Annotated in this window: 21 protein-coding genes; 20 read left to right on the top strand and 1 reads right to left on the bottom strand. The window is 34.8% G+C overall.

Going from position 1 to position 25,431, the window contains the following annotated elements; all coding sequences use genetic code 11:
• The first annotated feature begins 469 nt into the window (after nt 1-469).
• The 4 genes from A8F94_RS15570 (at nt 470) to A8F94_RS15555 (ending at nt 6,233) form a co-directional block, all read left to right on the top strand.
• Nucleotides 470-1,009, top strand: a complete 540-nt coding sequence (locus A8F94_RS15570) for a DUF488 domain-containing protein (RefSeq protein ID WP_077247747.1) — start codon at nt 470-472, stop codon at nt 1,007-1,009.
• A gap of 13 nt (nt 1,010-1,022) precedes the next feature.
• On the top strand, nt 1,023-1,496 hold the full coding sequence (locus A8F94_RS15565; protein ID WP_066202484.1) for a DUF488 domain-containing protein: 474 nt from the start codon (nt 1,023-1,025) through the stop codon (nt 1,494-1,496).
• Nucleotides 1,497-1,510: 14 nt separating this feature from the next.
• On the top strand, nt 1,511-2,188 hold the full coding sequence (locus tag A8F94_RS15560) for a hypothetical protein (protein WP_066202247.1): 678 nt from the start codon (nt 1,511-1,513) through the stop codon (nt 2,186-2,188).
• A gap of 790 nt (nt 2,189-2,978) precedes the next feature.
• The gene (locus A8F94_RS15555) at nt 2,979-6,233 is read left to right on the top strand and encodes a DEAD/DEAH box helicase (protein ID WP_066202245.1); all 3,255 of its coding nucleotides are present in this window, start codon (nt 2,979-2,981) and stop codon (nt 6,231-6,233) included.
• 158 nt (nt 6,234-6,391) lie between these two features.
• On the opposite strand, the gene A8F94_RS15550 is transcribed toward A8F94_RS15555, so the two are convergent.
• Complete coding sequence (locus A8F94_RS15550; protein ID WP_254660869.1) at nt 6,392-7,786, bottom strand: DUF4910 domain-containing protein; 1,395 nt, start codon at nt 7,784-7,786, stop codon at nt 6,392-6,394.
• Between the two features lie 291 nt (nt 7,787-8,077).
• On the opposite strand from A8F94_RS15550, the gene A8F94_RS15545 reads away from it, so the two are divergent.
• The 16 genes from A8F94_RS15545 to A8F94_RS15475 all read left to right on the top strand — a co-directional run bounded on the left by A8F94_RS15545 (nt 8,078) and on the right by A8F94_RS15475 (nt 25,421).
• Nucleotides 8,078-8,935 (top strand): GIY-YIG nuclease family protein, encoded by an 858-nt coding sequence (locus A8F94_RS15545; RefSeq protein WP_066202243.1) that lies wholly within the window; start codon nt 8,078-8,080, stop codon nt 8,933-8,935.
• A gap of 36 nt (nt 8,936-8,971) precedes the next feature.
• Nucleotides 8,972-9,940: a hypothetical protein gene (locus A8F94_RS15540; RefSeq protein WP_066202241.1), complete on the top strand. Its 969-nt coding sequence runs from the start codon at nt 8,972-8,974 to the stop codon at nt 9,938-9,940.
• Between the two features lie 115 nt (nt 9,941-10,055).
• Complete coding sequence (locus A8F94_RS15535) at nt 10,056-12,632, top strand: AAA family ATPase (RefSeq protein ID WP_066202240.1); 2,577 nt, start codon at nt 10,056-10,058, stop codon at nt 12,630-12,632.
• Between the two features lies 1 nt (nt 12,633).
• On the top strand, nt 12,634-13,659 hold the full coding sequence (locus A8F94_RS15530) for a 5-methylcytosine restriction system specificity protein McrC (protein WP_066202238.1): 1,026 nt from the start codon (nt 12,634-12,636) through the stop codon (nt 13,657-13,659).
• Between the two features lie 418 nt (nt 13,660-14,077).
• A complete protein-coding gene (locus A8F94_RS15525) occupies nt 14,078-14,677 on the top strand; it encodes a hypothetical protein (RefSeq protein ID WP_066202236.1) in 600 nt (199 codons plus the stop codon).
• A 71-nt stretch (nt 14,678-14,748) separates the two neighbouring features.
• Nucleotides 14,749-15,333 carry a hypothetical protein gene (locus A8F94_RS15520; RefSeq protein WP_066202234.1) on the top strand — a complete coding sequence of 195 codons (585 nt, stop codon included), beginning with the start codon at nt 14,749-14,751 and terminating at the stop codon, nt 15,331-15,333.
• A gap of 585 nt (nt 15,334-15,918) precedes the next feature.
• Complete coding sequence (locus tag A8F94_RS15515) at nt 15,919-16,116, top strand: hypothetical protein (RefSeq protein ID WP_066202232.1); 198 nt, start codon at nt 15,919-15,921, stop codon at nt 16,114-16,116.
• Between the two features lie 53 nt (nt 16,117-16,169).
• Nucleotides 16,170-16,865, top strand: a complete 696-nt coding sequence (locus tag A8F94_RS15510; RefSeq protein ID WP_066202231.1) for a nuclease-related domain-containing protein — start codon at nt 16,170-16,172, stop codon at nt 16,863-16,865.
• Nucleotides 16,866-16,875: 10 nt separating this feature from the next.
• Nucleotides 16,876-17,088: a hypothetical protein gene (locus A8F94_RS25820; RefSeq protein WP_175384438.1), complete on the top strand. Its 213-nt coding sequence runs from the start codon at nt 16,876-16,878 to the stop codon at nt 17,086-17,088.
• The gene (locus A8F94_RS15505; protein ID WP_066202229.1) at nt 17,054-17,380 is read left to right on the top strand and encodes a hypothetical protein; all 327 of its coding nucleotides are present in this window, start codon (nt 17,054-17,056) and stop codon (nt 17,378-17,380) included. The genes A8F94_RS25820 and A8F94_RS15505 overlap by 35 nt, the downstream gene beginning before the upstream one ends.
• Nucleotides 17,381-17,766: 386 nt before the next feature.
• Nucleotides 17,767-19,647, top strand: coding sequence for a beta-N-acetylhexosaminidase (locus tag A8F94_RS15500; RefSeq protein ID WP_066202227.1), 1,881 nt, complete (start codon nt 17,767-17,769; stop codon nt 19,645-19,647).
• Between the two features lie 270 nt (nt 19,648-19,917).
• On the top strand, nt 19,918-20,541 hold the full coding sequence (locus A8F94_RS15495; protein WP_066202225.1) for a YesL family protein: 624 nt from the start codon (nt 19,918-19,920) through the stop codon (nt 20,539-20,541).
• A 147-nt stretch (nt 20,542-20,688) separates the two neighbouring features.
• The gene (locus tag A8F94_RS15490) at nt 20,689-21,552 is read left to right on the top strand and encodes an ABC transporter permease (protein ID WP_139070115.1); all 864 of its coding nucleotides are present in this window, start codon (nt 20,689-20,691) and stop codon (nt 21,550-21,552) included.
• A gap of 27 nt (nt 21,553-21,579) precedes the next feature.
• Complete coding sequence (locus tag A8F94_RS15485) at nt 21,580-22,485, top strand: carbohydrate ABC transporter permease (protein ID WP_066202221.1); 906 nt, start codon at nt 21,580-21,582, stop codon at nt 22,483-22,485.
• A 116-nt stretch (nt 22,486-22,601) separates the two neighbouring features.
• Nucleotides 22,602-24,194 carry an extracellular solute-binding protein gene (locus A8F94_RS15480; protein WP_066202219.1) on the top strand — a complete coding sequence of 531 codons (1,593 nt, stop codon included), beginning with the start codon at nt 22,602-22,604 and terminating at the stop codon, nt 24,192-24,194.
• Between the two features lie 78 nt (nt 24,195-24,272).
• Entirely contained in the window at nt 24,273-25,421 is a 1,149-nt protein-coding gene (locus tag A8F94_RS15475; RefSeq protein ID WP_066202217.1) for an exo-beta-N-acetylmuramidase NamZ family protein, read from the top strand.
• Nucleotides 25,422-25,431 lie beyond the last annotated feature (10 nt).

The raw sequence follows: 25,431 nt of genomic DNA, 5'->3' as shown, positions 1-25,431 counted from the left end.
AAAATATTTAAATCATTCTACTTTATCAAAGGTTAAAGGGATTGGCATTTTGAATTAAAATAGTGTTTTGCTGGCTTGAATTGTTCTTTTTAACTAATGCCAAAAAGCAATGCTATATTCGAATAACGTTTAAATTACTTTAACTATATTGCTGTTAGAATTTAGTCTAGTACTTTAAATTAATTTAAGTTTTTAAAAAAACTTGATCATTAATTCATTATTTAACTTAATCATCTATTGATTATTTTATTGGAATAAAATAAAATTTACATAAAAGGTAAAAATAGTAATAACTATAACTAATATTTATCTTTCCTGTGTATAGGTTTAAATTTAAAAAATAAAGGGATAATTTGTTCCGTTACTATGAAAATTAAAGTTGGCACTAAAGTATTTCGGCATAAAGGTATGAGGTTTTGTTGAATGCTATAATATAAAGGAGGAGTGATATCAAAGGAGGAAATCGATTATGGAAAAATTCCCCATTTACACAATTGGTTACGGCAACCGTACTATTAAAACATTCATTGACGAGTTAGTTAAATATGAGATAGATTTTTTAATTGATGTTAGAACTAATCCTAAGTCCAGTTATGATGCTTCATTTATAAGGAATAATTTATCAGAAGTACTCCAAGATTATAAAATACGATATGTTTTTATGGGAGATTTGTTAGGTGGTTTGCCCCCTGAAGATGAGTGTTATACAAACGGAAAGGTTGACTACAAGAAAGTTGCAACACAACCTTTTTATCTTAAAGGTATTAAACGATTAACTACTGCCTATGAAAAGAACTTAAGAGTAGCTCTGATGTGCAGCGAATTAAAACCAGAATCTTGTCACCGAAGTAAATTGATTGGTGAAACTCTGACTGCAAATAATATTAATGTTAAACATATTGATGAAATAGGCCGCTTATTAAGTCAAGAAAAAGTTATAGAACGCCTCACTGGTGGACAATTAGCTTTATTTGATGAAGTTTATACTTCAAGAAAACAATATAAATAAAGATGGTGTATTTATGGATTTCTTAACCATAGGGGTTTATGGTTATACCGAGGAGGCCTTTTTCTATCAATTACAACAAAATAATATTGATACTTTTGTTGATATAAGGCTTAGGAGAGGTATGAGGGGAAAAAAATATTCGTTTGTAAACAGTTTATACCTACAAAATAAATTACAACAATTGAATATTAATTACATTCATATTAAAGAACTTGCTCCTACTCAATATGTGAGAGAACAACAAAAATTAGAAGATATTAAAACCGGGGTTAATAAACAGACAAGGACAGAACTGGGGGCTGCTTTTATTACTGCATATGAACAAGAATGTCTAAAGTCTTTTAATTTAAATGATTTTTTAGATATTTTAGGACCTAATGCTCATAAAGTAGTTTTGTTCTGTGTTGAATCTAACCATAAAGCCTGCCATCGTAGTATCGTAGCTAAATATTTACGAGAGAATAGGTTTAATGTAAAACATATATAAAAGGGGTAGTTTTAATGTTTGTGGTAACCGGTTTAACTAATATGAGTGGTGAACGAGTTTGTATGAGTGTTTACGATACAGAGGCCCAATGTTACCGAAGACCTATATCTCAACAAAGAATCACGCAATATACGGTACAAAATATAAGACCATTCTCCATTGTAAATCTTGTCCCAATTCCACAGGGCGTTTTAGCTACATTGCCCCACATAGAGGATGTTCATATTCAAAATACTCCCATATTCAGAGAGATAGGGAGGTTAGACCAAGAAGAACAAGAATTGTTTTTGTCGGATATATCTGAAAATTCTGTTTTGGATATTTTTGGTCATGATTTTTGGGGACAACCATATTTAAATGAATATAGAGGTAAATTTTATGTTCGTCCTAACCAAGGAATAAGGTCATTAGGTACAATTGAAGTTGATTATGTAAGGTTATATGAAGACAATTTTAATAATAGGAAATTAAAAGTTGATTTTACTGATATGTTAGGGAATTTTTATTCAAATATTCCTTATGTTTCTATCGAACAAAATGGTTGGCAAAATCGTAATGATTTTATAAATACATTTAATTATGGAGAAAATTCACGTAAATTTGTAAGATTAAGTTTGGCAAGAGCTTTTCGTCCAGATAATTGGCATGAACCTGTTTGTTTTTTACAAGTATCATGTATTCATATTTATTGAAAGTTTGATATAAAGCAGGAATTTTTTAGTGATCGAGAATAGTAAAGGGAATTTGATAGATTCTAGACGAATAGAAAAAGGTGCAAAATTAGCGCTGTCATTCAGGAGATTAATGAAAATGCAAACACCCATGTTCAGAAATTGGATTTGTACTTTGATTTTCCATTTAAAGAACAAGTTTATAAACAGTTGCGCAACCTGGGCTATGAAGTTGCAACAAAGGTCGGAATGTTCGGGAATCGTATTGATATGCCATTGTACATCCTAAAGATTCATCAAGATATATATTAGGAATGAATGTGATGGTGCAATGGACCATAGGATCCAAGAATACCAAAGAACCAGATATCTATAGGTAGCTATTCCTTGAGAATCGAGGCTGGACGATTGAGAGCATATGGAGCCAGAACTGGAGAAAGAACCCTTTAGCAGAGATTGAAAGAATTGATCAGAGGGTGAAGGAGTTATAAAGAAGGAACAAACCTTGGAGAAAGCTATTAATTAGGGTAACGGGCTGGACTTAGTTCAGGCCGTTTTTCTGTATGGTAACTATACCAATTGGTAAATTTACATTAGCATTGAAATTTACTTAATAATTTGACTCCTGCGTTTTTTGATAAGTCACCTAATGTGCCTACAGATGTTTCTTCAGAGAGCCGCCATTCTATTAACCATAAATGACCAGATGACCAAAATATTGAAATGAATCATAATATTTCGTCGTTTTAAATTGAAATTTTTGGTAAAATGAATGTAGTATTAATTTCATTACGAACTGGAGTAGTGAATTATGAAAGTAAATCTTCCTGCTTACAAAAAGGCTATTTATAAGAAACCAGGAAACAAAAATATTATTAAACAAATTATTTGCAAAGAAAAAACAATTGAAGGAGATATACTATTTGCTAATGAAAAATATTTTTCAATACAAAGTGAAGGTAACCTCTATTGTTTCACTACTGATAAAAAGTATGTAGATGATACTGTACCAAATATATTACTTATAAATAAGATAAACCTATCCGAAAGTATAATTCAGAACATTGAAGTTATGCAATGGCTGAAACATCCAGAAGATGAAAGTATAGATTCTAACGAAGATATTTTAAAAAGTTGGCGGAACCAATTCAATTTTAAAGAAGAAATTTATGACGAAGAAATTAAAGGCTTAAGAAGACCGCAAATTGCTGCTTTATATTCTATTCTTAGTCACCTGAAAGTCTCCAAAGAAATTGCCACAGTTGTAATGCCAACTGGTACAGGCAAGACAGAAACCATGATGTCAACTATGATTGCAGCTCAATGTGAACGATTATTGGTAACAGTACCAAGTGCTGCATTAAGAACTCAAACCTCTGACAAGTTTATAACATTAGGTCTTTTAAAAGATTTTGAGATAGTAGGGAATAGCGCAAAATATCCTAAAGTCGGCATTATTTATGAAGGTTTTAGGGAACTAGAAGAGTTAGAAATATTCCTTGATAATTGTAATGTTATTGTTACTACAATGCAGTTACTAACATCAATAAATCAAGAAATGAAAGAGTTGTTTTCAAAAAAGTGTACTAATGTGTTTATAGATGAGGCTCATCATGTTAAAGCAAGGACATGGGATTCTTTTCGGAAAAGTTTTGATAATAGAAAAGTAATTCAGTTTACCGCCACACCATTTAGAAACGATGGTAAAAATTTAGACGGTAAAATAATATTTAATTTCCCCCTAAGTGAAGCACAAAAGGATGGGTACTTTACCAAAATCGAATTTATACCTGTGAAAGAATATAATAGTCAGAAAGCGGATTTTATGATTGCTGAGGAAGCTGTCAAGAGACTTGAAGTTGATATTAAAAAAGGGTTACCGCATATCTTAATGGCTCGATGTGAAAATAAAAATAGAGCTGAATCTGTGTTTCAAATATATACAAAATATAAATACTTAAATCCAGTAATTATTTATTCAAATATTAAGAATGAAAAAGTAATTCTAGAAGACATTAAACAAAAGAAACATCGAATTATTGTGTGTGTCGATATGCTAGGAGAAGGATTTGATCTACCTGAATTAAAGGTAGCAGCACTCCACGACATAAAAAAAAGCTTACCTATTACATTACAATTTACGGGGAGATTTACAAGAACTAAACATGATAGAAAATTAGGTAATGCAGCATTTATTGCAAACATTGCGGACTTAAATGTATCAGGGTCGCTAGAATATTTATATAGTAGCGATGCTGACTGGAATGAACTGTTATCTAACTATAGTAATGAGAGTATTGAAAGTGAAGTGAATTACAAAGAGTTTCTAGAAGGTTTTAACAACTTAAATTCATCCAGCTTCTCCTTTCAAAACATTAAACCTAAATTAAGTACAGTAGTTTATAAAAGCAAAACAAACAAATGGAACCCAAAAGTCTTGAAGGACCAGTATTTGGAAAATCCTAATCTTGAATATACCTTCTTCGACCTAAATGAAAGTGAGAATGTAGCTGTTATCGTTTATGCGAAAAGAAATAAATTAGATTGGCTTAGTGACAAAAATGCCTTCAACTTAACATGGAGTTTATTAATTCTCATTTGGGAACCTAAGCATAGACTACTCTTTATCAATAGTTCAGATAATGAAAGTTTATATAAAGACTTAGCTGAAACTGTAGTACCAAATTCAGTTTTAATTAATCAAATGGATGTTTTTAAGGCCTTACATAATATTAAGCGTATTAAGTTGCAAAATGTTGGATTAAAACTATTCCTTGGAAAAGATATACGATATCGAATGAGTGTAGGTAGTGATATCGGTGAAGCATTGCCATTAACTGAAAAACAACGCAGTCAGAAAGCGTATATAGTAGGTGCCGGCTATGAAGATGGAAACCCCGTAAATATTGGTTGCGCTTACAAGGGGAGAATCTGGACAAAGCTACAAGGTAACATAAAACACCTTAAAGCTTGGTGTATTAATGTGGGAGAGAAATTAATAAATCCAAATATTGATTCAAACGAAGTTCTAAAGGAATGCCTTGTTCCAACTATGATTTCTGAAATGCCAAAGACGGTCCCAATAAGTGTTGATTGGGATTATGAGGTTTATAGAGAAGCTGAAACTAAATGTGAGTTTAAATATGGAAAATCCTCTAAACGTAACTTGGGTGAAGTAGAGCTTTCAATTGAAAAATATAATATAGGATCAGAGATAAACATAGCCTTGAAATCAGATATCTTTACGATTCCAATTAAATATACAGTCTTTAAAGGTACAGAGTCTGACGTATTATATGCAGATTTTAAATTTGAACTTTTGTCAGATGAAAAGGTTGAAGTACATTATGGAACAAAAATATATTCATTGGTTCAATTTTTAGAAACATATAAACCTACTATTTGGTTTGCCGATGGTTCAGCTCTTACTGGAAATGAATATGTACATTTAAAACACGTAATAAATTTATATGACCGAGAGCTACTAATACCATATGATTGGTCACAAACAGATATTGCAAAAGAATCACAGCAGGTTAAACCTTTAAGAACTGATTCAATACAATATCAATTTATTGAGAAGCTAAAATTAGAAGACTACCATATTATTTATGATGATGATGGTAAAGGAGAAATTTCCGATGTTCTAACTATAAAGGAAGAGGGTAACATCATAAAGATTCAAATGTATCACCTAAAGTATGCTAAAGGTGGAAATGTTTCTAATGATATAGATAATCTATACCAGGTTTGTGGGCAAGCTCAAAAATCAACCCAATGGAAATACAAAGATGGAAAAGAATTTTTTAATCATCTCTTGAGAAGAAAGATAAAACATCATAACCAATCTTCATGCAGTCGTATTGTGAAGGGAACAGAACAAGAATTAGAAATCCTTAAAGATAAAGCAAAAAAAAGAATGCCTATGTCATATGAGATATTCATTGTCCAACCTAGTATTTCCAAAAAGAATGTTAATAATGATATTTTAAACTTACTCGGTGTTACTGAGAATTATATTAAAGAAACGACGGGTATTGATTTAAAAGTAATTTGTAGTAGCTGAGATCATATATTTAGCATCAATAAATATTTATCGATTTAATTTTACAAATTAGTACGTTATGGAATTACGGTTCTAAATGCCTGAGGGAATAGTTCCGAGGGATAACAGATAAGGCTGCTGTTCTAGAGTGAGCAGCAGCCTTATTTAATATTTGTTTCTTAAAGGTGCAAATCTTCTCCAAATTCTGCTTCAATAGGGACAGGGGCGACTTTCGAACGTTCAAGAGCTGGTGTATCTGGGCGTGCTGCCTGATAAATGGCGGCGCCTAGTACTTGAGCGGTTTTTAGTAATTTCTCTTTGCTGATTAGCTCAATCTTGTCTCCAGGGGAATGGTACTCTGGTTCAAGAGGTGCATAGGTAAATACAGCTGCAGGAATTCCGGCCTCCGTAAACGGCTGGTGGTCGCTCCGTCCGACTTGATTATATTGGATGGCTTCGTATAATCTGGTTCCAGCAGAGTTTCCTAATGTTGTAACGGTATTTGGCTTGCCATCTACTGTAAACATGGCAAAATTGCCGGCATTTTTGCTGCCAACCATGTCCATGTTAAACATGGCTACTGTCCGGTTAATTTCATCCTTGGAAAGTTGACTTGTATAATGGTAGGATCCCAGTAACCCTCTTTCCTCGGCTCCGAAGGTAATAAACCTAATTTCAGTATCGGTAGGGGTATTAGCTAGTACTCTTGCTAACTCTAGTACTATTGATGTGCCGGATGCGTTATCACTTGCACCAGTACCAGCTGCTACCGAATCATGGTGGGCCCCAACCATGATAATTTGTTTTGTATCTTTATTGGCTTGTGGTTTCTTTGTAGCAACCACGTTATGGGAAGTGGCCTTGATAAACTCCGCACCTTCAATCTGCATCGTACCCTTTAATGGGGCCTGTTCAAGCGAGGAAACCAATGCATCCCCCTCTGTTTTAGTCATATATAAAGTTGGAAGGTTGGTATCAGTAGCTGATAGATTGGTTGGAGGTAACCCCGCTACGTTATTGATGATGACGATTCCACTGGCCCCTGCATTTTTAGCATTCATCATTTTTGTTGCAAATGGTATACCGCCACCGCGATGGACCAAAGCGATTTTTCCGGATAAATCCTTACCGGCCACCTCTTCAGCACTTCCGAGGCCAACATAAACTAAATCACCGGTCAAACCGCCATTCGGGGTATTTTGGGAGTAGCCAAAGTGGGTTACTTGATAACTGGTTCCATCTACTTTAAAAGAGGTGGCAGTAGGACTTTTATATCCTGTTACAAATTGAAATGGCTGAATATCCACATTATCATAGCCAAATTGCTTAAATTGAGCAGATATGTACTCTACGGTCTGATTTTCTTTTGCGGTACCAGCCACCCGCGGGCCTATCGTTTCTGCCAAATACGAAACATTACTATAAATCTTTTCTACATCAATCCGTTTCACAATCTTGTTGTCAAAGGCTTGCTGAGATGGATTTTCTTTTGTCTCAGCAAAAGCAGGTACTGATGCAGCCATTAAACTACCAATCAAAACCGAGGTACATAAAACCTTACTAATCTTCCTCAATACAATTCCCTCCTAAATATTGATTCAGGTTAATTATATACACACAGTGAAAACGCTATCAATGAGAGGTTTTGTAGTATTTTGACTATTAAACGCTGAATTCTCCTTTAGGCAATTTTGTCCCAAAAGAAGGTTTACTGATAAATAACTCCTAGATCTACTAGATAGTAATGAGATAGATTTAGTGTTCCATTCCTTATTCTCCTAATTAGATTCAGTAGATGGTAAACTATAAATATAATTAGCACAATTTTCACACATAAATATATGTACTAAAAGAGGAGACTAACGATGAACGATCGTACTTTAATGCTATATTTCCCCGACGCAAATCATGCGTCTTCTTTAAAGATTTTTCAAGATCCAACGAGCCAAATTAGGGGGTTCTATTTTACTAAAAGCCAACTCAACAAAGTTGAAATGCTTGATTATGCAAATAACCATGCTGTTTATTTTCTTTTCTCAGAAGCCGATGAAGCTAGTGTTTATATAGGACAGTCCGTAAATGGAATTAACCGAATCAAGTCTCATTTGAGAGAAAAGGATTTCTGGCAATATGGAATTCTTTTTGTAACGGATAATAATAGTTTCGATAAGTTAAGCATTGATTATTTGGAGTATTATTTTATTCAAGCATTTTCTAGTACTCAGTACAGCCTTGAAAATCGTGATTTACGTACAGTAGCGCCAAATGTAAACGTCTTTAATAAGTCAACCCTGACATCCTTTGCTCTGCAAATCCAATTTCTATTGGAAGCCATGGGTATTTCTTTTAATCCAGCCTCTGCTGATAGAGAGGAAGAAGAGTTACATAATGAAATATTTGAAGCGAAACCCCTATTTAATGCATCTATTGCATTACGTGATGGTAAGTATATTCTTTTGGCAAACTCTGAAATAAAAATGCCTGAAGAACGAACAAAAGAGTGGAGTAATGAAGGTGCATTTTATAAAAGGGCGTTAAAAAAATACAAACAGCTCATTGAGGCCGGTAAAGCTATTAAAATCGATGAAACCACTGCCAAACTCATAGATGATGTTGAATATACTAGTCCAAGCGCACCTGCTGAACTTTGTTCCGGTGTTTCCCAAAATGGCTGGGTTTTCTGGAAAGGACTAGATGAATTAAGGAAAAAGCAAGAAGATTAAAAAGTAGTCACATCATTTTGAAAGGGAGTGTTAGAAATGGAATTGTTTATAGACTCTTGGAGTTCAGAATTCCGTTCTGAAACATATCCGATGGATTACTATTATTATCATCTAGATAAAATCAGAAATGCGAATACCCCTAAAGAACTAGGAGAAGCGATTATCGCTATGCTTTATTGGAAGGATGGCAAAGTAAGACGGGATGACACGGGTGGGGTAAAGGTAGCAGCTAAAGGTTACTCCCTATCCCAAATCAAACCAAATACATATAACGTTGAGAAACATTATGAAGTTCTTGTTTCACAAGCGTTTTTTAAATGGGCAAAGGAAGTGACCACTCTTAGTTCTTTTGATAAAAGCAAGGTGGAAGAATTCCGAAGCAGATTCAAACTCTACCATGAAAATGCCATCGTAATGCCAGCTTTTATACTTCATTGTTTGAATTCTTTAATATATCCACTTTATGACCAGCATGTTGAGCGGGCTAAGCGAGCGTTTCTAGCACAGCAGATTCATTTTTCCAGCAGCAGTTTGAATATTGATTCCTATATTGAATATCAGAGTTTCTTTCAATCGTTTATCAATGGTCGGGAGCAAAACTTGGAATATAGTAAAAAGGTCGATAATGCCTTATGGAGCTTTGGGAAATGGTTGAAAGAGCAGGGGAGAGTTGTAGGAACAGTAAAGAAGCAACCGTTGATGAACCAATTAAACAAGGGGGAAGAAGTCTTTTCAACTAGAAAGTCATTCAAAATGAGCAATTCCGGTTTAACCGAAAAAATCAGAGTTTATATAAGAAAAATTTTGCAACAAGCAAAAGAGGCAGGAGCGGAATATGTTGATTTGCGGTCCGGTGATATTCATAAGCAAATGGGGTTGGTAAATAGGATGCCTCCAGTTTGCAATGCAATGGAATCACTTGGGATTTACAGATATGAAATTATCTATGATACGCCAAGCGGGAAGAGCTCAACAAAGGTTATTAGATATTACCTAATAGATTAATACTCGGAAGATTAAGAGGATTAATTTATATAATTCCTCTAAAGCCCTAGGCAATAACGAAGCAATACAAATTTGGCTCACGATAACTGATGCAGAATAAGGAGTTGACCTCTTTATGGATTATGACGAATTGAAAAAAACATTGCTTAAAGACAATTACCTGGATATTTCCTATAAAAAATATCTAGCCTTCAAAGAAACCGATCAGTATGACGAATCCTATAAGCTTGAGATTCTGTCACGCTTGAACGAATTTATGAATAGGCAGGAAATTACTGAAGAGACTGTAACTGACCTTGCCAGGAAAATTCAAAAGGAGAATCCTTCCTCAGGGAGCTTTGTTCATTGGAGCAATACTGGCGATTTGGTAAAGTATGCTGATGAGCGTCCAGCCGAAGTAGCCGAACTGTGGAATCAGTTATATGAATCTCCTTTATCCCTGGAAGAGCGGATAGAGTCATTTCGTGAGGCAGGGAAAGCATTTAACCTACAAATTTCGCTTGGAGCTCCGTTGTTTGGCTATCTATTAGCTGCAGTTGACTATGGAAAATATCCGCTCTATAAGCAGGAAGTATTTACTGACTTAAAGAGAAGTTATGGGATTGAACTTAAGCTTGGAACTGTTGGAAGCAATTATGAAACGTACTATACTTTGTGTCAAATAGCCCTTGAACACCTTCGGACTAATCATCCCGAACTAACTATGCTCGATATCCAGGACTTTTTTTTCTGTAGCACCCAATATCATAAAATTAAAGTGGAAAGTGCTGTTGAATATTTGTATCAACTTGCAGTTGAGCTCTTTTTATACAAAGAACACCCGGAACGAATGCTTGAAGCTATTTCCGCTTTGGACCTTGAAAACCTCCAAACGTTGAGAAAAATGTATCACAACTCCGAAAAGGTCAACTTAATTAAATATAAGGTAATCGACAAAATCATCGACGCTGGACACATTTCTTTGGAAGAAATGGAGGAAATAAAGGAAGACGTAAAACAAAGATACGAAACAAATATCTTACAAGCTTGGAACAATTTCACCATACTTTTTCAAATCTTCTATTTTGATAAGAAAAAGAAAGTTAGTGAAGAGCAGAGAAAAATCCATGAAGCTATCCGGCAATTGGACGAGGCTCACGGTTTGGAGTTTGTTGAAGATAAAACTCTAAATGGATTCAGCTGGAACCAGAACTTCGGCGGACCTGATTCCTGGCTTGCAGTGTATGAAAAGGGTCATGCTACTCATAGGACGGCACCTCAATTCTTTGTAAGAATTGATGAAAATGGAGTTCGTTATGGGTTTTTGTACGGCGACCAACATCAAGACAGGGGTAAAGATTCATTATATACCACTGATAGTGAATCTTTTACTTATGAGGAATTTAGTATCAATATGGGCTCTGTAATGAATCAGTATAAGAATCAATTACCAGAAGATGAGCTTGAGGAGAATAGTGAAAAAAGAAAAAAATATATCATTCCTATTCCAATAACGGTGGAAAGATGGGCGGAGTTACTCCGCGATGAAACAGTAATCAAGAAAAGCGATTTGGAATATCTTTTTAAAATGTATGAGTTAGGTGGGGGAGCAAGCGCTACACAGCTGGCCGATGCATTGGATAAGCACTTCAGCTCCTTTAATACACCAGTTGTATATTTGGCAAAACGGATAATTACTGCTACCGGTATTCCTGTCCCAAAAAGGGAAAATGGAGATCCATGGTACTGGTGTGTTCCATTTGACGGTGAGTACTTGGAAGACAGTACGTTTAAATGGATACTGAAGCCTGAATTGAAGGAAGCTCTAGCGGAACTTATCGAGGAAATTCAAGTAGTCCCGACCATTGAAGAATATACCAAAGAAGACTTTTTAAGTGAAGTCTTTATGTATGAGGAGAAATACAATACAATCGCCAATTTGCTTCTTTATAAGAAAAACATCATCCTGCAAGGGCCTCCGGGTGTTGGTAAAACATTTGTTTCAAAGCGGCTTGCTTATTCTCTTATGGGAGTTAGGGATGAATCGAGAGTACAGATGGTTCAATTTCACCAAAACTATGCTTATGAGGATTTCGTCATGGGTTTCCGTCCGGATGAAAAAGGATTTTCTCTGCAAACTGGGATATTTTATGATTTTTGCCAATTGGCTCTGGATAACCCGGACAAAAACTATTATTTCATTATTGATGAAATCAATCGAGGCAACTTGTCCAAAATCTTCGGCGAATTGTTCATGCTAATAGAACGTGATAAGCGTGATGAATATGTAACAATGGGATATTCCAAAAAGAAATTTACTGTACCCGCCAATGTGTTTCTGATTGGCACCATGAATACAGCAGACCGGTCACTAGCACAACTTGAAGTTGCCCTCCGGAGGCGTTTTGCCTTTGTATCCCTTGAGCCTGCCTTTAATGAAAAATGGAAGCTTTCACTTTTCCGTCAGGGGATATCTGAAACAATGATAGATAGAATCCTTTATACAGTCCGGAAAATAAACAATGAAATTGTTGAGGATTATCAATTGGGTGCCGGCTATGCCATTGGCCATTCGTTCTTTTCTTCTAAACCCGCTGAACTGAACGAAAACGATTGGTATGAAGGAATTATTACGTTTGAAATTAGGCCTCTTTTGGAAGAGTATTTTTATGACCGGCCTGAAGTAGCCAGGGATCTGCTGGAAGGAATATAAGATGGAGGAAATCTTTAAGGTACCAATCCGGAATCTGTTCTGCCTGCTTAGTTATGCGAATGACATGCCCGAACTTATTAAAAGCATGAACGCTATTGATGAAGAAATGATTACCTATGATTTCATAGCCGCTCAGTTTTTAAAAGAGGCAGAAGAGTTGATTCAGCATCGAATGGTCAGAAATTATGTCTCCCGGGTAGCACCTACGAAGAATTTGAGCGGAAGAATGCTGATGGACCAATCCATGCCGTATATCATTGCGAAAAAACCTGTTGTTGTATGTGAAAAAGATTATTACTCCCCAGATATCTTGTCTAATCAAATAATGAAATCGACGTTAAAGGCAATCAGTTTGAATCGCCTTATAAACCAAGAAATTAGGAAACAAAGCTTTGTATTAATGGAGGCAATGGCTGAAACAGAAACTCCTGCACTGACGATGGGGATTTTTAACAGAGTGCAATTTGGCAGGCACACCATTCACTACAAACGGATGATTCATATTGCCAGGCTTCTGCATGAATTTGTCCTTCTATCACATAAGCAAGGCAATTGGACCTTGTTTACAGCAGAACTCGATGAGAAATCCCTTAACCAGCTCTTTGAGAAATTCCTATTTAATTTCTATCGAATAGAGCAAAGGGAGTATCGGATATCTTCTGAAATTATGCAATGGCGCCTGATTGGCAACCCGGCACTCTTGCCATCAATGAAAACCGATGTTTCTTTAACACACAAAACCGGCAACGAAAAAATTGTTATCGATGCCAAGTTTTATAAAAACATATTCCAAGAGAATTACGGGAAATCAACCTTTCACAGCCACAACATGTACCAGCTCTACACTTACCTCATGCATCAGCCATCAAACCTAAAAGTTAAGGGTGTTCTAATCTATCCTTATAACGGGAAAGAAGTAAATGAAGTATTTCAATGGGATGAGCGGATTCAGATGCAGGTCGTTACAATAAACCTGGATGAAACTTGGGGAAATATATATGAAAATCTTTGCAATATAATTAAATAAAATAAACCGGGAAGTCGCGTTTTCCCACTTTGAAGAGCAGTCTTGACGGCTGTTCTTTTTTGTTTGTTTATGAAGGATTTTCCAATTACTAAACAGAATTTATAGTTAGATAGAGTCTATTTTAGGGGGAGCGAATATGAGGAAAGCGTACATTATTAATACCAATAGGACTAACAGGCCTTACGGAGAAGATGAACAGGACATGATCCGGAATCAAAAATGCGCAGCATAACCCTATGTAGACTTCTATAGTAAAACCACAGGAACCGTCCTTTAATTTAAACATACATAGTTAACACTTCTTAGAAGGAAAGATTAAATATTACAAATTTTAAGATTATGTGATAAAAAGTTGTCGACTGAAAGATTAGAGTGATTTAGGGAAATTAATCTTTAACATTTCTTAGGAGGTTTTTATATGGAATATAAGATTTCTATATCAGAAGCAGTTACAAAGGGAAAGGCATTAGGCCCTATTATATTTAGCTTTGATGAGGTTTATTCGGAATTAAATAAAAGAGTATCAGAATTAAACCAATTGGTTAACCACCAAAGTACACGAAGACCAATAGCCTATTTATCCATCGATCAACTTAAGAATATTCCTGTGATTGAGAGAAATCTTTTGGAAATATATAACGATGAAGCAGATAAATTTGCTGACACACCACCTGAAATTGGAAATATAGTAAAAGGGGCTTATGGACAATGCTACGATGCAACAATAAATAAATTACGCTTTGAAATAAATAATAAAGTTAAAAGTCTTTTCAAAGATGGTGAGTTTTTAGGAGATATAAAAGTAAATTTTAGTATTAATGATTTAAACTATAAGAATTATCCAGCTCAAAATGCCCTTAAACTAATAGTAGATAAAATAAGTGAAAGTGAAGACCATGTACTAGAAGAAAAGAAAAGAGAATTAAAGAATATCATAAAGGATTATTTTACAGTGAGGGCAATAACTTTTATGGATAATGGAAAGGAAATAAATTACCCAAATATAGAGGTATGGTAAAGTTTTAAAGAATACTACTAGTTTAGAATCAGAGTTAAATAAAGAATATTAAAAAAAGGAGGCATTCTCTAGTGAGTAAAGGAAACATTAAGATATTCGGCGTTGGCGGGGGCGGAAACAATTTTATAAACAGGGTGATTAGTGATCCAATTCAGGACGTGGAATATATTGCTGTGAATACAGACTATGAGTCTATAGATATGTCAAAGGCAGAAACCAAAATTCTAATTGGAAAAAATGTATGCAGGGGAATTGGAGCCCGCATGAATCCAACTCTGGGTGAAAAAGCAGCAGTTGAGGATATAGATTCAATTGAAAAACTCCTGGTAGGAGCGGAAATAGTATTACTAGTCGCAGGAATGGGTGGAGGTACAGGAACAGGTGCTGCTCATGTTATTGCGAAGGCAGCCCAACAGAAAGAATTGCCTACAGCGGCTTTTGTAACAGTACCTTTTACTTTTGAAGGAAAGCAACGCTCCTTATATAGTGAAGAGGGTGTTAATAAACTTAGGGGGAGTGTAGACCATCTGAGTATCATACAAAATGATTCATTACTATTGAAAATAGATAAGAATGAATCCATGTTAAAAGGGTTTGAAATGGTTGACAGACAAATTTTGCATGAAATGAAGGAATTCATAGAAAAAGTATCATAGATTGGGACTTTAGTGCACCTTCCCAAGTTCTAGACAAAGCTTTTTAGCCGTTCAGTTAAGCTAATAGAGTAAAATTAAACCTAATGTAAGAAAAGACAGTGACAACCAAATAAGGTTCGGTTTAATAATCACCGGACCTATTTTTAAAAAGAGAAACAATTTTAGTTTAAACCATTAAATGCTCAATCCACCAAAAATAAAATAACGTTTACTGAAAAAGTTATGAAAGAACTGCAATAGGAGCGAAATCCGAACTCTGGGAAATTCGCAGGTACTAACCTTGCTGAGATGGTTCCTATAGGGACTGGGGGAATAATTCTTCGGGGGGCATGAGGAATATCGAGTGATTGAGCATGTGGCTCCTGAAATGTATCGATTGAAGATAAAAGGGAAAAGTTCAGACAAGAAATCGGCGGATTTTTCAAAAAATGGGAATAAGTTATTTTAAGCTATAGAATATCATGGTATTATAAATACAATTACATATATTATTTTTATCTCCATGAAGATTGTCATCAGGAAAGTAATCCCTTTATAGAAGGGGTTACTTTTATGTAATTACAACAAATTCATGGAGGTTTTTTTATGCAATTTTTATTTTACCTTTTTGTTTTGAGTATTGCTTTTACTGTTGGAATGACAATCTCTTATCTAATTGTATTCTTTTTATTCGGGTTAACGCCAGGCAATACAAGTATCATGCTGTTGGCCATGTGCTGGGTTATGATGTTGAAATTTAACCCTGTTTGGAAAGAATTATGGGATAAGTGGACTAAAAAATAAAGTAACAATAATAGCATTGAAAGAACAGAATTTAAACAAAGTGGGGTGGAACGATGGATAATAAAATCTTGCTGGAAAAGTTGTCACAATTAAAGGGAATCAGATTGGTTAAGCACCCGAACAGTGAATTGATTAATGGAGAGTGTATTACCAGGAAGCGTGGCAGGAGGAAAAACGTCATCGGAAATATCAATCCAAATGGGACCAGTTTTATTTTATATTCAAAAGGAAAGTGGACTTCAAAAAATGAGCTGGGTATCAAGAGTGTCGAGGAGGCCATTATATGGTTAAAAAAGGATATAGAGTTACTGAGTCATAATAGAACTGATACTGCTCCAAAAGGAACTTATTCACAGACTGGTGTGTTCAAGTTTGATGACTACAAGGATCATTTGATTATCGACCGGCATCATCCTGACGCACAGAAAAAGCAAAAAAATATTAGCAGCGAAAAAAGTGAAGATGCAATGACTTGGAATGTATTTAAGTCTATCGGGCAGTTGGATCCCCAAATCTGGCTTCCTATACTGTTTCGCCAAGCCTTTGGTACAGATATCCTTTATGAAAATATGAAGCCTTCTATTACATTGTGGAAAAAGCTTCCCCCTCCCCCAAATACCGGAATAGAGGGTAAAACAGAGGTTGATATTATAATAGAAACCCCGTCATTCGTCTGGGTAATTGAAGCAAAGTATACAAGCGGAAGAATGGCAGGGAACTATGAAAACATGGCAACCTTATTATACTAGTGTTAACTAATTGGCTACAGGGTATGTAACTGGGAAATTTGTCTTTATAATCGGTGAAGATGGCAATGAAGAGAGGGTGACGTTATGCTCGCACAAAAGGTTTACAGTCGATTTGGATAGAGGTTGGAAAGTCATTCATGAGCGGGTGATTGAAATTATTAACCATACAGCAAGCGAGGGGCATATCAATGGACAAGAGAGCCGAAGCATTAAAAGAAAATAACTTTAAGGTCACGAAAGAAACCACTAAGGGCAATGAGTATGAAAATATGGAAACAAGAGAAGTGGTTTATTTGTTGCCTAATAAAGAACTTACTATTGTTTTAAATCCTAAAACTGTTGAACAGAATGGATGGCTTAAAGACAAAGTAGGTAAGTATTATCATAGTACTGCTTTAAATCAATTTCCCAAAAGGAAGAACACCGGGAAGCAGCCCATTCATTATGGATACCCAATTAAATTTCAATCAACAGAAGAATTATCAGCTTTTTTAGCTGAGCTGAATACTTTATAGTCGAAGTGTTTAGGAGAAATCCCTCTCCAATAAAATAATTGAAATACTGCGCCCCTCTTTTAACTAATAAGTTGAAGGAGGGGTGTTTTTATTGTAATGGGTACAGCACGTACCCCATGCTTCTTTTAAGTATTAATTGGCTTAGGGATAGTCTACTTTAATTACCGTAGATTAGAAATAGAAGAAAAGGATAAAATAAAGTCCATGAAAAAAGTAGTGATAAAATATAAATTCAAAATTTTTAAATAATTTGTGATTTTATATTTCATTAATTTGGTATTTATGGTATATTGGGTTTAAATTTAAAATTTGGTAAAGATTACAAAAATATTTTTTTGAACATTTTTGTAAGCGCTATTATATCCCTAAACCTCGGAGGTTTTAATGTGAAAATTAATTTTACTGGTGACACTGCTGAGTTATCAGAAGGATTAAAACTGATTGCAGATGAAATGGATCTTCAGCTAACTAACAATGGTTACCCAATTCATATTACAAAAAAAGCAGTTGGGAATTTAGAAGTGAAAAATGAAAATGGAAAAGGAAGTATAATTTATAAAGAAAAAATTCACTTTTTTCGTGCTTTAGGATTATGGATTGAAAACTATACTAAACTGGGAGACTTTGATATCACAGAATCGCCTCAGTTTGATATGAATGGAGCAATGTTAGATGCATCTAGAAATGGAGTGTTAAGTGTTCCAAGTATCCAAGATTTACTCAGGAAAATGGCCATTATGGGTTTAAACGTATTAATGGTTTATACAGAAGATACATACGAAGTGGAAGATTATCCATATTTCGGCTATATGCGTGGCCGGTACACTGAAAAAGAGATAGAAACATGTGATCAATATGCTTCAGCATTAGGAATAGAAATGATTCCTTGTATTCAAACATTGGCACATCTTACAGAAGCTCTTAAATGGAACTATGCAGCAAACATCAGAGACACTGCTGACATATTGCTGGTTGGTGAACCTGAGACATACAAATTTATAGAAAAAATCATTACTGCAGCTACGAGACCATTCAAAACGAATAGAATACATATTGGAATGGATGAAGCGTTTCAGCTTGGATTAGGTAAATATTTATCAAGAAATGGTTACGAAGAACGATTTAATATTATGAACGGGCATTTGAAAAAAGTCATCTCTATTACAGAAGAAAAAGGTCTCAAACCTATGATATGGAGTGACATGTACTTTCGCTTAGGATCAAAAAGTGGCGGGTACTATGACCTGGAAGCGGAGATTCCTGAAGAAGTTATTTCTTCGATTCCAAATACTCAACTTGTGTATTGGGATTATTATCATGCAGATGAAGATTTCTATCGCACGTTTATACAAAAACATAAAGAACTGGGCTCAAATCCTATTTTTGCCGGAGGAGTTTGGACTTGGAATGGAATTGCTCCTAACTACGGGAAAGCAATGGTTACTTCTGAGGCTGCTTTAATGGCATGTAAAAAAGAGGGGGTAAGAGAGGTGTTTGCGACCATGTGGGGAGATAATGGAGCAGAGACCCCATTAGTAACAGCTTTGCCGGTACTTCAGTTGTTTGCTGAACATTCCTACCACAAAACTGTAACAAGAGAACACTTGGAAGCGCGGTTTAATTACTGTACCGGTGGGAATTTTTCTGACTTTATGATTTTAAATGAGTTTGATGAAACCCCTGGCGTATCAAAAGATAATTTACATGAATCCAATCCATCCAAGTTCCTTCTTTGGCAGGATCTTCTTATAGGATTGTATGATGAAAACATTCGTGGCCTATCAATGAATCAACATTACAAAGGATTAACATCTCAGTTAGATAGTGCCAAACAAAATAATCAGGAATGGAAATTAATGTTTGATTTCTATGAACAGTTAGCAAAAGTTCTTAGCATTAAATCTGAAATGGGAATTAATTTAAAAAAGTCATATGAAGTGGATGATAAAGAAACGGTAAATTCTTATCTGATGGAACTAATAGAACTAAAAGACATGACTAATGATTTGCGTCAAAAACATAGAAAATTATGGTTCTCTATGAATAAGCCGTTTGGATGGGAGGTTATAGACTTACGCTATGGTGGATTAATGGCTAGAATTGAAACGGCAAAACATCGTGTTCAAGAATGGCTTGAGGGAACAATTTCAACAATAGAAGAGTTGGAAGAAGAGCGTCTTCATTTTGAGGGACCATATCCAATGCCAGAAGGTTCTATTGGCCGAAACATTTATAGAAGAATTGTTACGGCAGGAACTTTAACTTAAATAAATCTTTACTGGGGAAGATCCTCCATTAAAATATGTAGTTTAATGAAATATTAATACTTAATTTTTATATTAGCATCATCAATAGGTAAATAATCCGAATATTTATATTGATAATAATTATTAGATTTGTAAGCGGTGACAAAAAAGTTTTCCAGAGGTTTCTGCATCCATTACAACCTATGAATATACATACGCAGCAATAAAGGTTGCTGCAGAAAGAATAAGGAAATGGTGTTCTCAAAAGTAGAAAAGAAGGAGGGGATAACGATGGAATTAGATGGATTAGCCGGAGGCCTTTATAAAATATCCTATTGGATCCCGCGTTTATTCTATTTAAATTTACTATGGGTTTTATCTATTTTATTAGGTGGGGTAGTTTTAGGTGTTTTTCCTAGTTTTGTAGCGATTCTGTCTATTTCCAGAAAATGGATTGAAGAAAAAGATGTAAACATATCTCGACTATTTTGGAAAGCATACTTTGGAGATTTTTTGAAATCTAATGTTATTGGGTGGATTTTTATAGGGGCTTTGTATGTGTTGTACATTGATTTTCAGTATATACAAAACCTTAATTCTGGAGTTATTTCCATTCTAATGTATGTAGGTTTAATAACTATATCTATCTTAGCAATTAGTAGTTTAATTTATGTGTTTCCAGTCATTGCACAGCATAAATTGAAAGTTTTTCAAACCGTAAAATATAGCTGCTTTATTGGATTGGCTAACCCACTTTACTCTTTAACTTTAGGTATTATTATTTACTTCGGTATATCGCTTCTGAATGATTTACCGATATTGATATTATTTATTGGCAGCGTATTTGGATATATTTGGATGTGGTTCGCAAAACGATCAATTGATAACGTTTTGAACAAACCCTCAATTACTTAAAGAAAGGAGGAATCAATCATGATTGCTGAAAGAGAAGTTATCAATGAAGTAGTAACAGAACAAAAACAACTATCTAGGAAAAAGCCTCCAACAGGTAAAGGCAATAAAATAAAAAAGTTAATTGCAAATCAGTGGCAAATACAGTCAATGGTGTGGCCGGGCATTATTTTAGTATTTATTTTTGCTTACATACCGATGTATGGGGTCTTGATGGCATTTCAGGACTATAACATATTTAAAGGAATGTTAAATAGTGAATGGGTTGGTTTTAAACATTTTGTAATGTTCTTTGAATCTCCAGAATTTTTCACTGTAATGCGAAACACTGTCGTGATTAGCTTATTAAAACTATTAATAGGTTTTCCAGCACCAATAATTCTCGCATTAATGTTGAATGAAGTTCGTCATCAATTGTTTAAAAGAAGTATTCAAACAGTTAGTTATTTACCACACTTCTTATCTTGGGTCATTGTAGCTGGATTTGCAGGCTCTATATTATCCACGGATAATGGCAGCTTAAATATTTTATTGCAAGAATTAAATGTTATTGATGAGCCTATCAATTTTCTATCCATACCTGAATACTTTTGGACCATTATTGTAACAACAGGGGTTTGGAAGGAAATAGGCTTTGGATCCATAGTGTACTTAGCTGCAATCGCTGGTGTAAATCCTCAATTGTATGAAGCTGCTGCTATTGATGGAGCAGGAAGGCTGAAACAAATTTTCCTGATCACAATACCAAGTATCATGCCAGTCATACTTATTTTCTTAATATTAGCGATTGGTAGCCTACTTAGTGCTGGATTTGAAGATTTACTATTACTAGGATCAAACCCTTTATTGAGAGATGTGGCAGATGTAATAGATACATATGTTTATCGTGTAGGTATCTTAAATAATAGATTTTCTTACGCTACCGCAGTTGGTTTATTCAAGGCGATCATTAGTGTTGGGCTTTTAGTACTTGCTAATAGATTTGCTAGAAGAATGGGTTCAAGTCTATGGTAAGAAGCTCATTATGGAAGAGGGGGGTTTATGATGAAATTAAGTTTTGAAGATAAAATCCTCCAACTATTTATTTATACCTTTTTAATAGTTTTGGGATTTGTGGCTATGTACCCTTTTTGGAATTCGATTGTAATATCCTTTAACTCTGGTGCAGATACAGCTATGGGAGGCATAACCTTCTGGCCTAGGGAGTTTACACTGGATAATTATAAAATCGTTTTTGAAGATTCACGGCTTACACAAGCCTTTATGATAACTATTCTTAGAACAGTTATAGGTACGTTTGTATCGATATTTTTCACAGCTTTATTAGCTTACGGTATGACAAAAAAGGAATTAATAGGAAGAAAATACATGATGATATTTTTTGTCATTACAATGTATTTTAGTGGAGGATTAATCCCAACCTTCTTATTAATTAAAGGCTTAGGTTTATTGGACAGTTTTTGGGTTTTTATCATTCCAACTATTATCAATGTATGGAATATGATCGTATTTAGAACGTTTTTCAATGGATTACCTGCTGAGTTAGAAGAATCAGCAAAGCTTGATGGGTGTTCTGACTTCGGAGTATTTTTCAGAATTGTCCTTCCAGTATCAGGTCCAGTTATAGCAACATTGTCACTTTTCACAGCTGTGTTCCATTGGAATGATTGGTTTTTCCCAAGTATCTATATATCTGATGCAGATCTCATTCCTATTCAAACTTTATTACAGCAAATAATGAATTCTAACATTATGTCCGATCAAATGGCCCAAGCAGCTCAAGGGAATGCAATTGCACTTGAACATATGACAAAACAACAAAGCATCACGACAAAATCATTGACAATGGCAACAATGATGGTTGCTACTATACCGATTGTTTTAGTTTATCCTTTCATTCAAAAACACTTTGTAAAAGGGGTTTTAATAGGATCTTTGAAAGATTAAAGTTTTTAGGCTGGTTCTACAAAACTAGTATTTCTACCGTTGACTAAAATTATAATTTAATAATTTATGAAGACGTTAGCAATAAATATTTAATTAAAAAATTGGGGGGAAATACCATGAAGAAATTTTTAGTTGGTCTATTTGTTCTAAGCTTGGCCTTTGTTCTTATTGCCTGTTCAGATGAAAAAGCAAGTACCAAAGAAAAAGTAGCTTTTGGAAAAGATGATTTAACATTTTCGTTTTATGGACACTATGATTGGATGACTACTGATCCATGGGCTGAAAATGAAGCGACAAAATGGATTAATGAAAATTTAAAAGTAAAAGTAGAACCAATACAATCTGGCGGAAAATCTGTTCAAAAGTTGAATTCGATGATTGCGTCGAAAAATTTACCAGATGTTATTCACTTAAATAGAGGACCAGATGTTCAAAGATTGGTTGAAGCTGAACAATTAGTACCGTTAGATGATTACATCGATAAATATCCGAACATAAAAAAATGGGTTGGAGAACAAACTCTTAATATGCTACGCAGTGAAGATGGCCATATCTACCAAATCCCTAATTGGTATAGTACTCAGCCAAGAGGTAACGGTGGTTGGATGATCAATAAAAAGATTTATAGTGAATTGGGATCTCCAAAGCTAGAAACTTTCGCTGACTTACATTCCTATCTTCAACAGGTAAAAGAAAAGTATCCAGATGTTGTACCTTTAGAAGTTGGTGTGGGTGGACAAGGTATTGAAATGTTGTATACAGGGTTTGGAGAAGATTTATCTAGAACTTTTATAGGAAATCGTGCGTATCCAGTTGGTGATGAATTAAAGTCTATTTTTGAAGATAAGATTTTTGAAGAAACAATGATCTATGCAAATAAATTATTTAAAGAAAAACTTATTACACAAGATGCTATGTCTCAGACAATGGACCAAGTAAAAGAAAAAATTAATACAGGGAAAGTAGCGGTAGTATTTACTGCAAGTACTGCAGATTTAGGTAGAGTTGGTAACAACAGTTTAAAAGCAGAGGATCCTGAAGCTGGATATGACATGATCTGGCCAATCCATAAAGAAGGTGTCGACAAGAACAAAGTTTGGATCGATGATTATGTTACTTTGGGATGGAATGTAAACGTTATAACAAAAAATGCAGATAATCCGGAAGCAATTTTTGCTTACTTTGACTGGATTGTAGGAGAAGAAGGTCAAAGAGTGCTATTCTTTGGGCCTAAAGGTTTATATTGGGATGAAGTTGATGCAAATGGTTATCCAGTTCCAAATGAAAAATATAAAACAGATTCAGCCGAAGTTCGTGGTGATACGATGATTAAATTTGAAAAGTTTAACTGGGCTGGAAATACTGTGTTTATCGATAATGCCAAATCTGAAATTGAATATATGCGTCCAGAAGGAGAGCGTGACTGGACTACAGTAGCACAAAATGAGATTACTTGGAAAACAGCTAAAGATGTTACGGAGTTTACTAACTTGTCTCCACTGCCAGAGTCTGAAGAAGGTATTATTGCTCAAAGAATTAAAGATATTTTTGATGAAGCTTTTGCGAAAATACTCTTTGCAGCAGGTGAAGATGAAGTAAGTGATTTAATAGAACAGGCTCGAAAGGATGCCAAAGATGTGGGTCAAGAAAAATTATTGAAATTCCAAACAAACAAATGGCATGAGAATTTGGACAAGATAAAAAAGTAATATTGTGAGGGCTAGCCCTATATTGGGCTAGCTCTTATTAACTAAAAAGAATGTGTTTTTCTTAAGGGAAGTGAGCAAATGAAGCTTGGGCTGGACATTTTTCTGGAAAAAGGGTTTAGGCAATTTAAAAATAAACGAATTGGATTAGTAACCAACATGACAGGGGTCAACGGGAAGCTTACACCTACTATTGATTTGTTTTTTGAGCATCCTGGGATTAAATTAACAGCATTATTTGGGCCTGAACATGGTATTCGCGGTGATGCAAAAGAGGGACAATTAGTAGAATCTTCTATTGACCCAGCAACCGGTCTTCCCGTTTTTAGTCTTTATGGAAAAGATAGGAAACCTAGTATAGAAATGTTGGATTCTTTAGATGTCATTGTTTTTGATCTTCAGGATATTGGTTCCAGATACTATACATTTATTTATACGATGGCTTATGTGATGGAAGCATGTGCTGAAAATGAAAAACACTTTGTTGTCTTAGACAGGCCGAATCCAATTACAGGTGAAAAAGTGGAAGGAAATTTGGTCGAAGAAGATGTTCGTTCCTTTGTTGGATTATATCCTATATTGAATAGGCATGGAATGACGGTCGGAGAGCTTGCACAACTCTATAAATATGAGTTTGGTATAAATTGCGAATTAACGGTTGTCCCTATGGAAGGATGGAAACGGAATATGTATTTTGACGAAACTGCTCTATTCTGGGTACCTCCGTCTCCAAATACAACAAATTTAGACATGACCATATTATACCCCGGAACTTGTTTAATTGAAGGCACAAATTTATCTGAAGGAAGAGGAACAACCAAGCCATTTGAAATGGTCGGAGCTCCTTTTATAGATGGCCAAAAACTTTCAAAGGAATTCAATAATAGAAAAATATCAGGGTTGATAGCACGGACGACGTCGTTTATTCCAACGTATCAAAAGCATAAAGATGAAGTTTGTGGAGGTATACAATTACATGTAACTGATCGAAACAAACTTAATTCCTTGCAAGCTGGAATCGCATTATTAGAAATCATAGCTGAGATGTATCCAAATGACTTTAACTTTATTAGAAATGACAGTGGGAAGTATTTTTTTGATCTCTTAGCTGGTACAAAGCAATTAAGGAAGCACGTGTTAAATAAAACATCAACCGGCTTTTTATTGCACTGCAAAGAACAGGTGGGATCTTTCCAAAAATTAAAAGAACCATATCTTATATACAAGTAGGATGGATAAT

Origin of the sequence: Bacillus sp. FJAT-27225 (genome assembly GCF_001685025.1) — a bacterium.
GTDB lineage: Bacteria > Bacillota > Bacilli > Bacillales > Cytobacillaceae > Bacillus_D.
Note: the sequence above shows the minus strand (reverse complement) of the source record. Positions and strands in the feature narration are given on the sequence as shown.

Coding starts and splice junctions, on each gene's coding strand:
- A8F94_RS15570 (WP_077247747.1), top strand. CDS start 470: ATGGAAAAATTCCCCATTTACACAATTGGTTACGGCAACCGTACTATT.
- A8F94_RS15565 (WP_066202484.1), top strand. CDS start 1,023: ATGGATTTCTTAACCATAGGGGTTTATGGTTATACCGAGGAGGCCTTT.
- A8F94_RS15560 (WP_066202247.1), top strand. CDS start 1,511: ATGTTTGTGGTAACCGGTTTAACTAATATGAGTGGTGAACGAGTTTGT.
- A8F94_RS15555 (WP_066202245.1), top strand. CDS start 2,979: ATGAAAGTAAATCTTCCTGCTTACAAAAAGGCTATTTATAAGAAACCA.
- A8F94_RS15545 (WP_066202243.1), top strand. CDS start 8,078: ATGAACGATCGTACTTTAATGCTATATTTCCCCGACGCAAATCATGCG.
- A8F94_RS15540 (WP_066202241.1), top strand. CDS start 8,972: ATGGAATTGTTTATAGACTCTTGGAGTTCAGAATTCCGTTCTGAAACA.
- A8F94_RS15535 (WP_066202240.1), top strand. CDS start 10,056: ATGGATTATGACGAATTGAAAAAAACATTGCTTAAAGACAATTACCTG.
- A8F94_RS15530 (WP_066202238.1), top strand. CDS start 12,634: ATGGAGGAAATCTTTAAGGTACCAATCCGGAATCTGTTCTGCCTGCTT.
- A8F94_RS15525 (WP_066202236.1), top strand. CDS start 14,078: ATGGAATATAAGATTTCTATATCAGAAGCAGTTACAAAGGGAAAGGCA.
- A8F94_RS15515 (WP_066202232.1), top strand. CDS start 15,919: ATGCAATTTTTATTTTACCTTTTTGTTTTGAGTATTGCTTTTACTGTT.
- A8F94_RS15510 (WP_066202231.1), top strand. CDS start 16,170: ATGGATAATAAAATCTTGCTGGAAAAGTTGTCACAATTAAAGGGAATC.
- A8F94_RS15505 (WP_066202229.1), top strand. CDS start 17,054: ATGGACAAGAGAGCCGAAGCATTAAAAGAAAATAACTTTAAGGTCACG.
- A8F94_RS15495 (WP_066202225.1), top strand. CDS start 19,918: ATGGAATTAGATGGATTAGCCGGAGGCCTTTATAAAATATCCTATTGG.
- A8F94_RS15490 (WP_139070115.1), top strand. CDS start 20,689: ATGGTGTGGCCGGGCATTATTTTAGTATTTATTTTTGCTTACATACCG.
- A8F94_RS15485 (WP_066202221.1), top strand. CDS start 21,580: ATGATGAAATTAAGTTTTGAAGATAAAATCCTCCAACTATTTATTTAT.
- A8F94_RS15480 (WP_066202219.1), top strand. CDS start 22,602: ATGAAGAAATTTTTAGTTGGTCTATTTGTTCTAAGCTTGGCCTTTGTT.
- A8F94_RS15475 (WP_066202217.1), top strand. CDS start 24,273: ATGAAGCTTGGGCTGGACATTTTTCTGGAAAAAGGGTTTAGGCAATTT.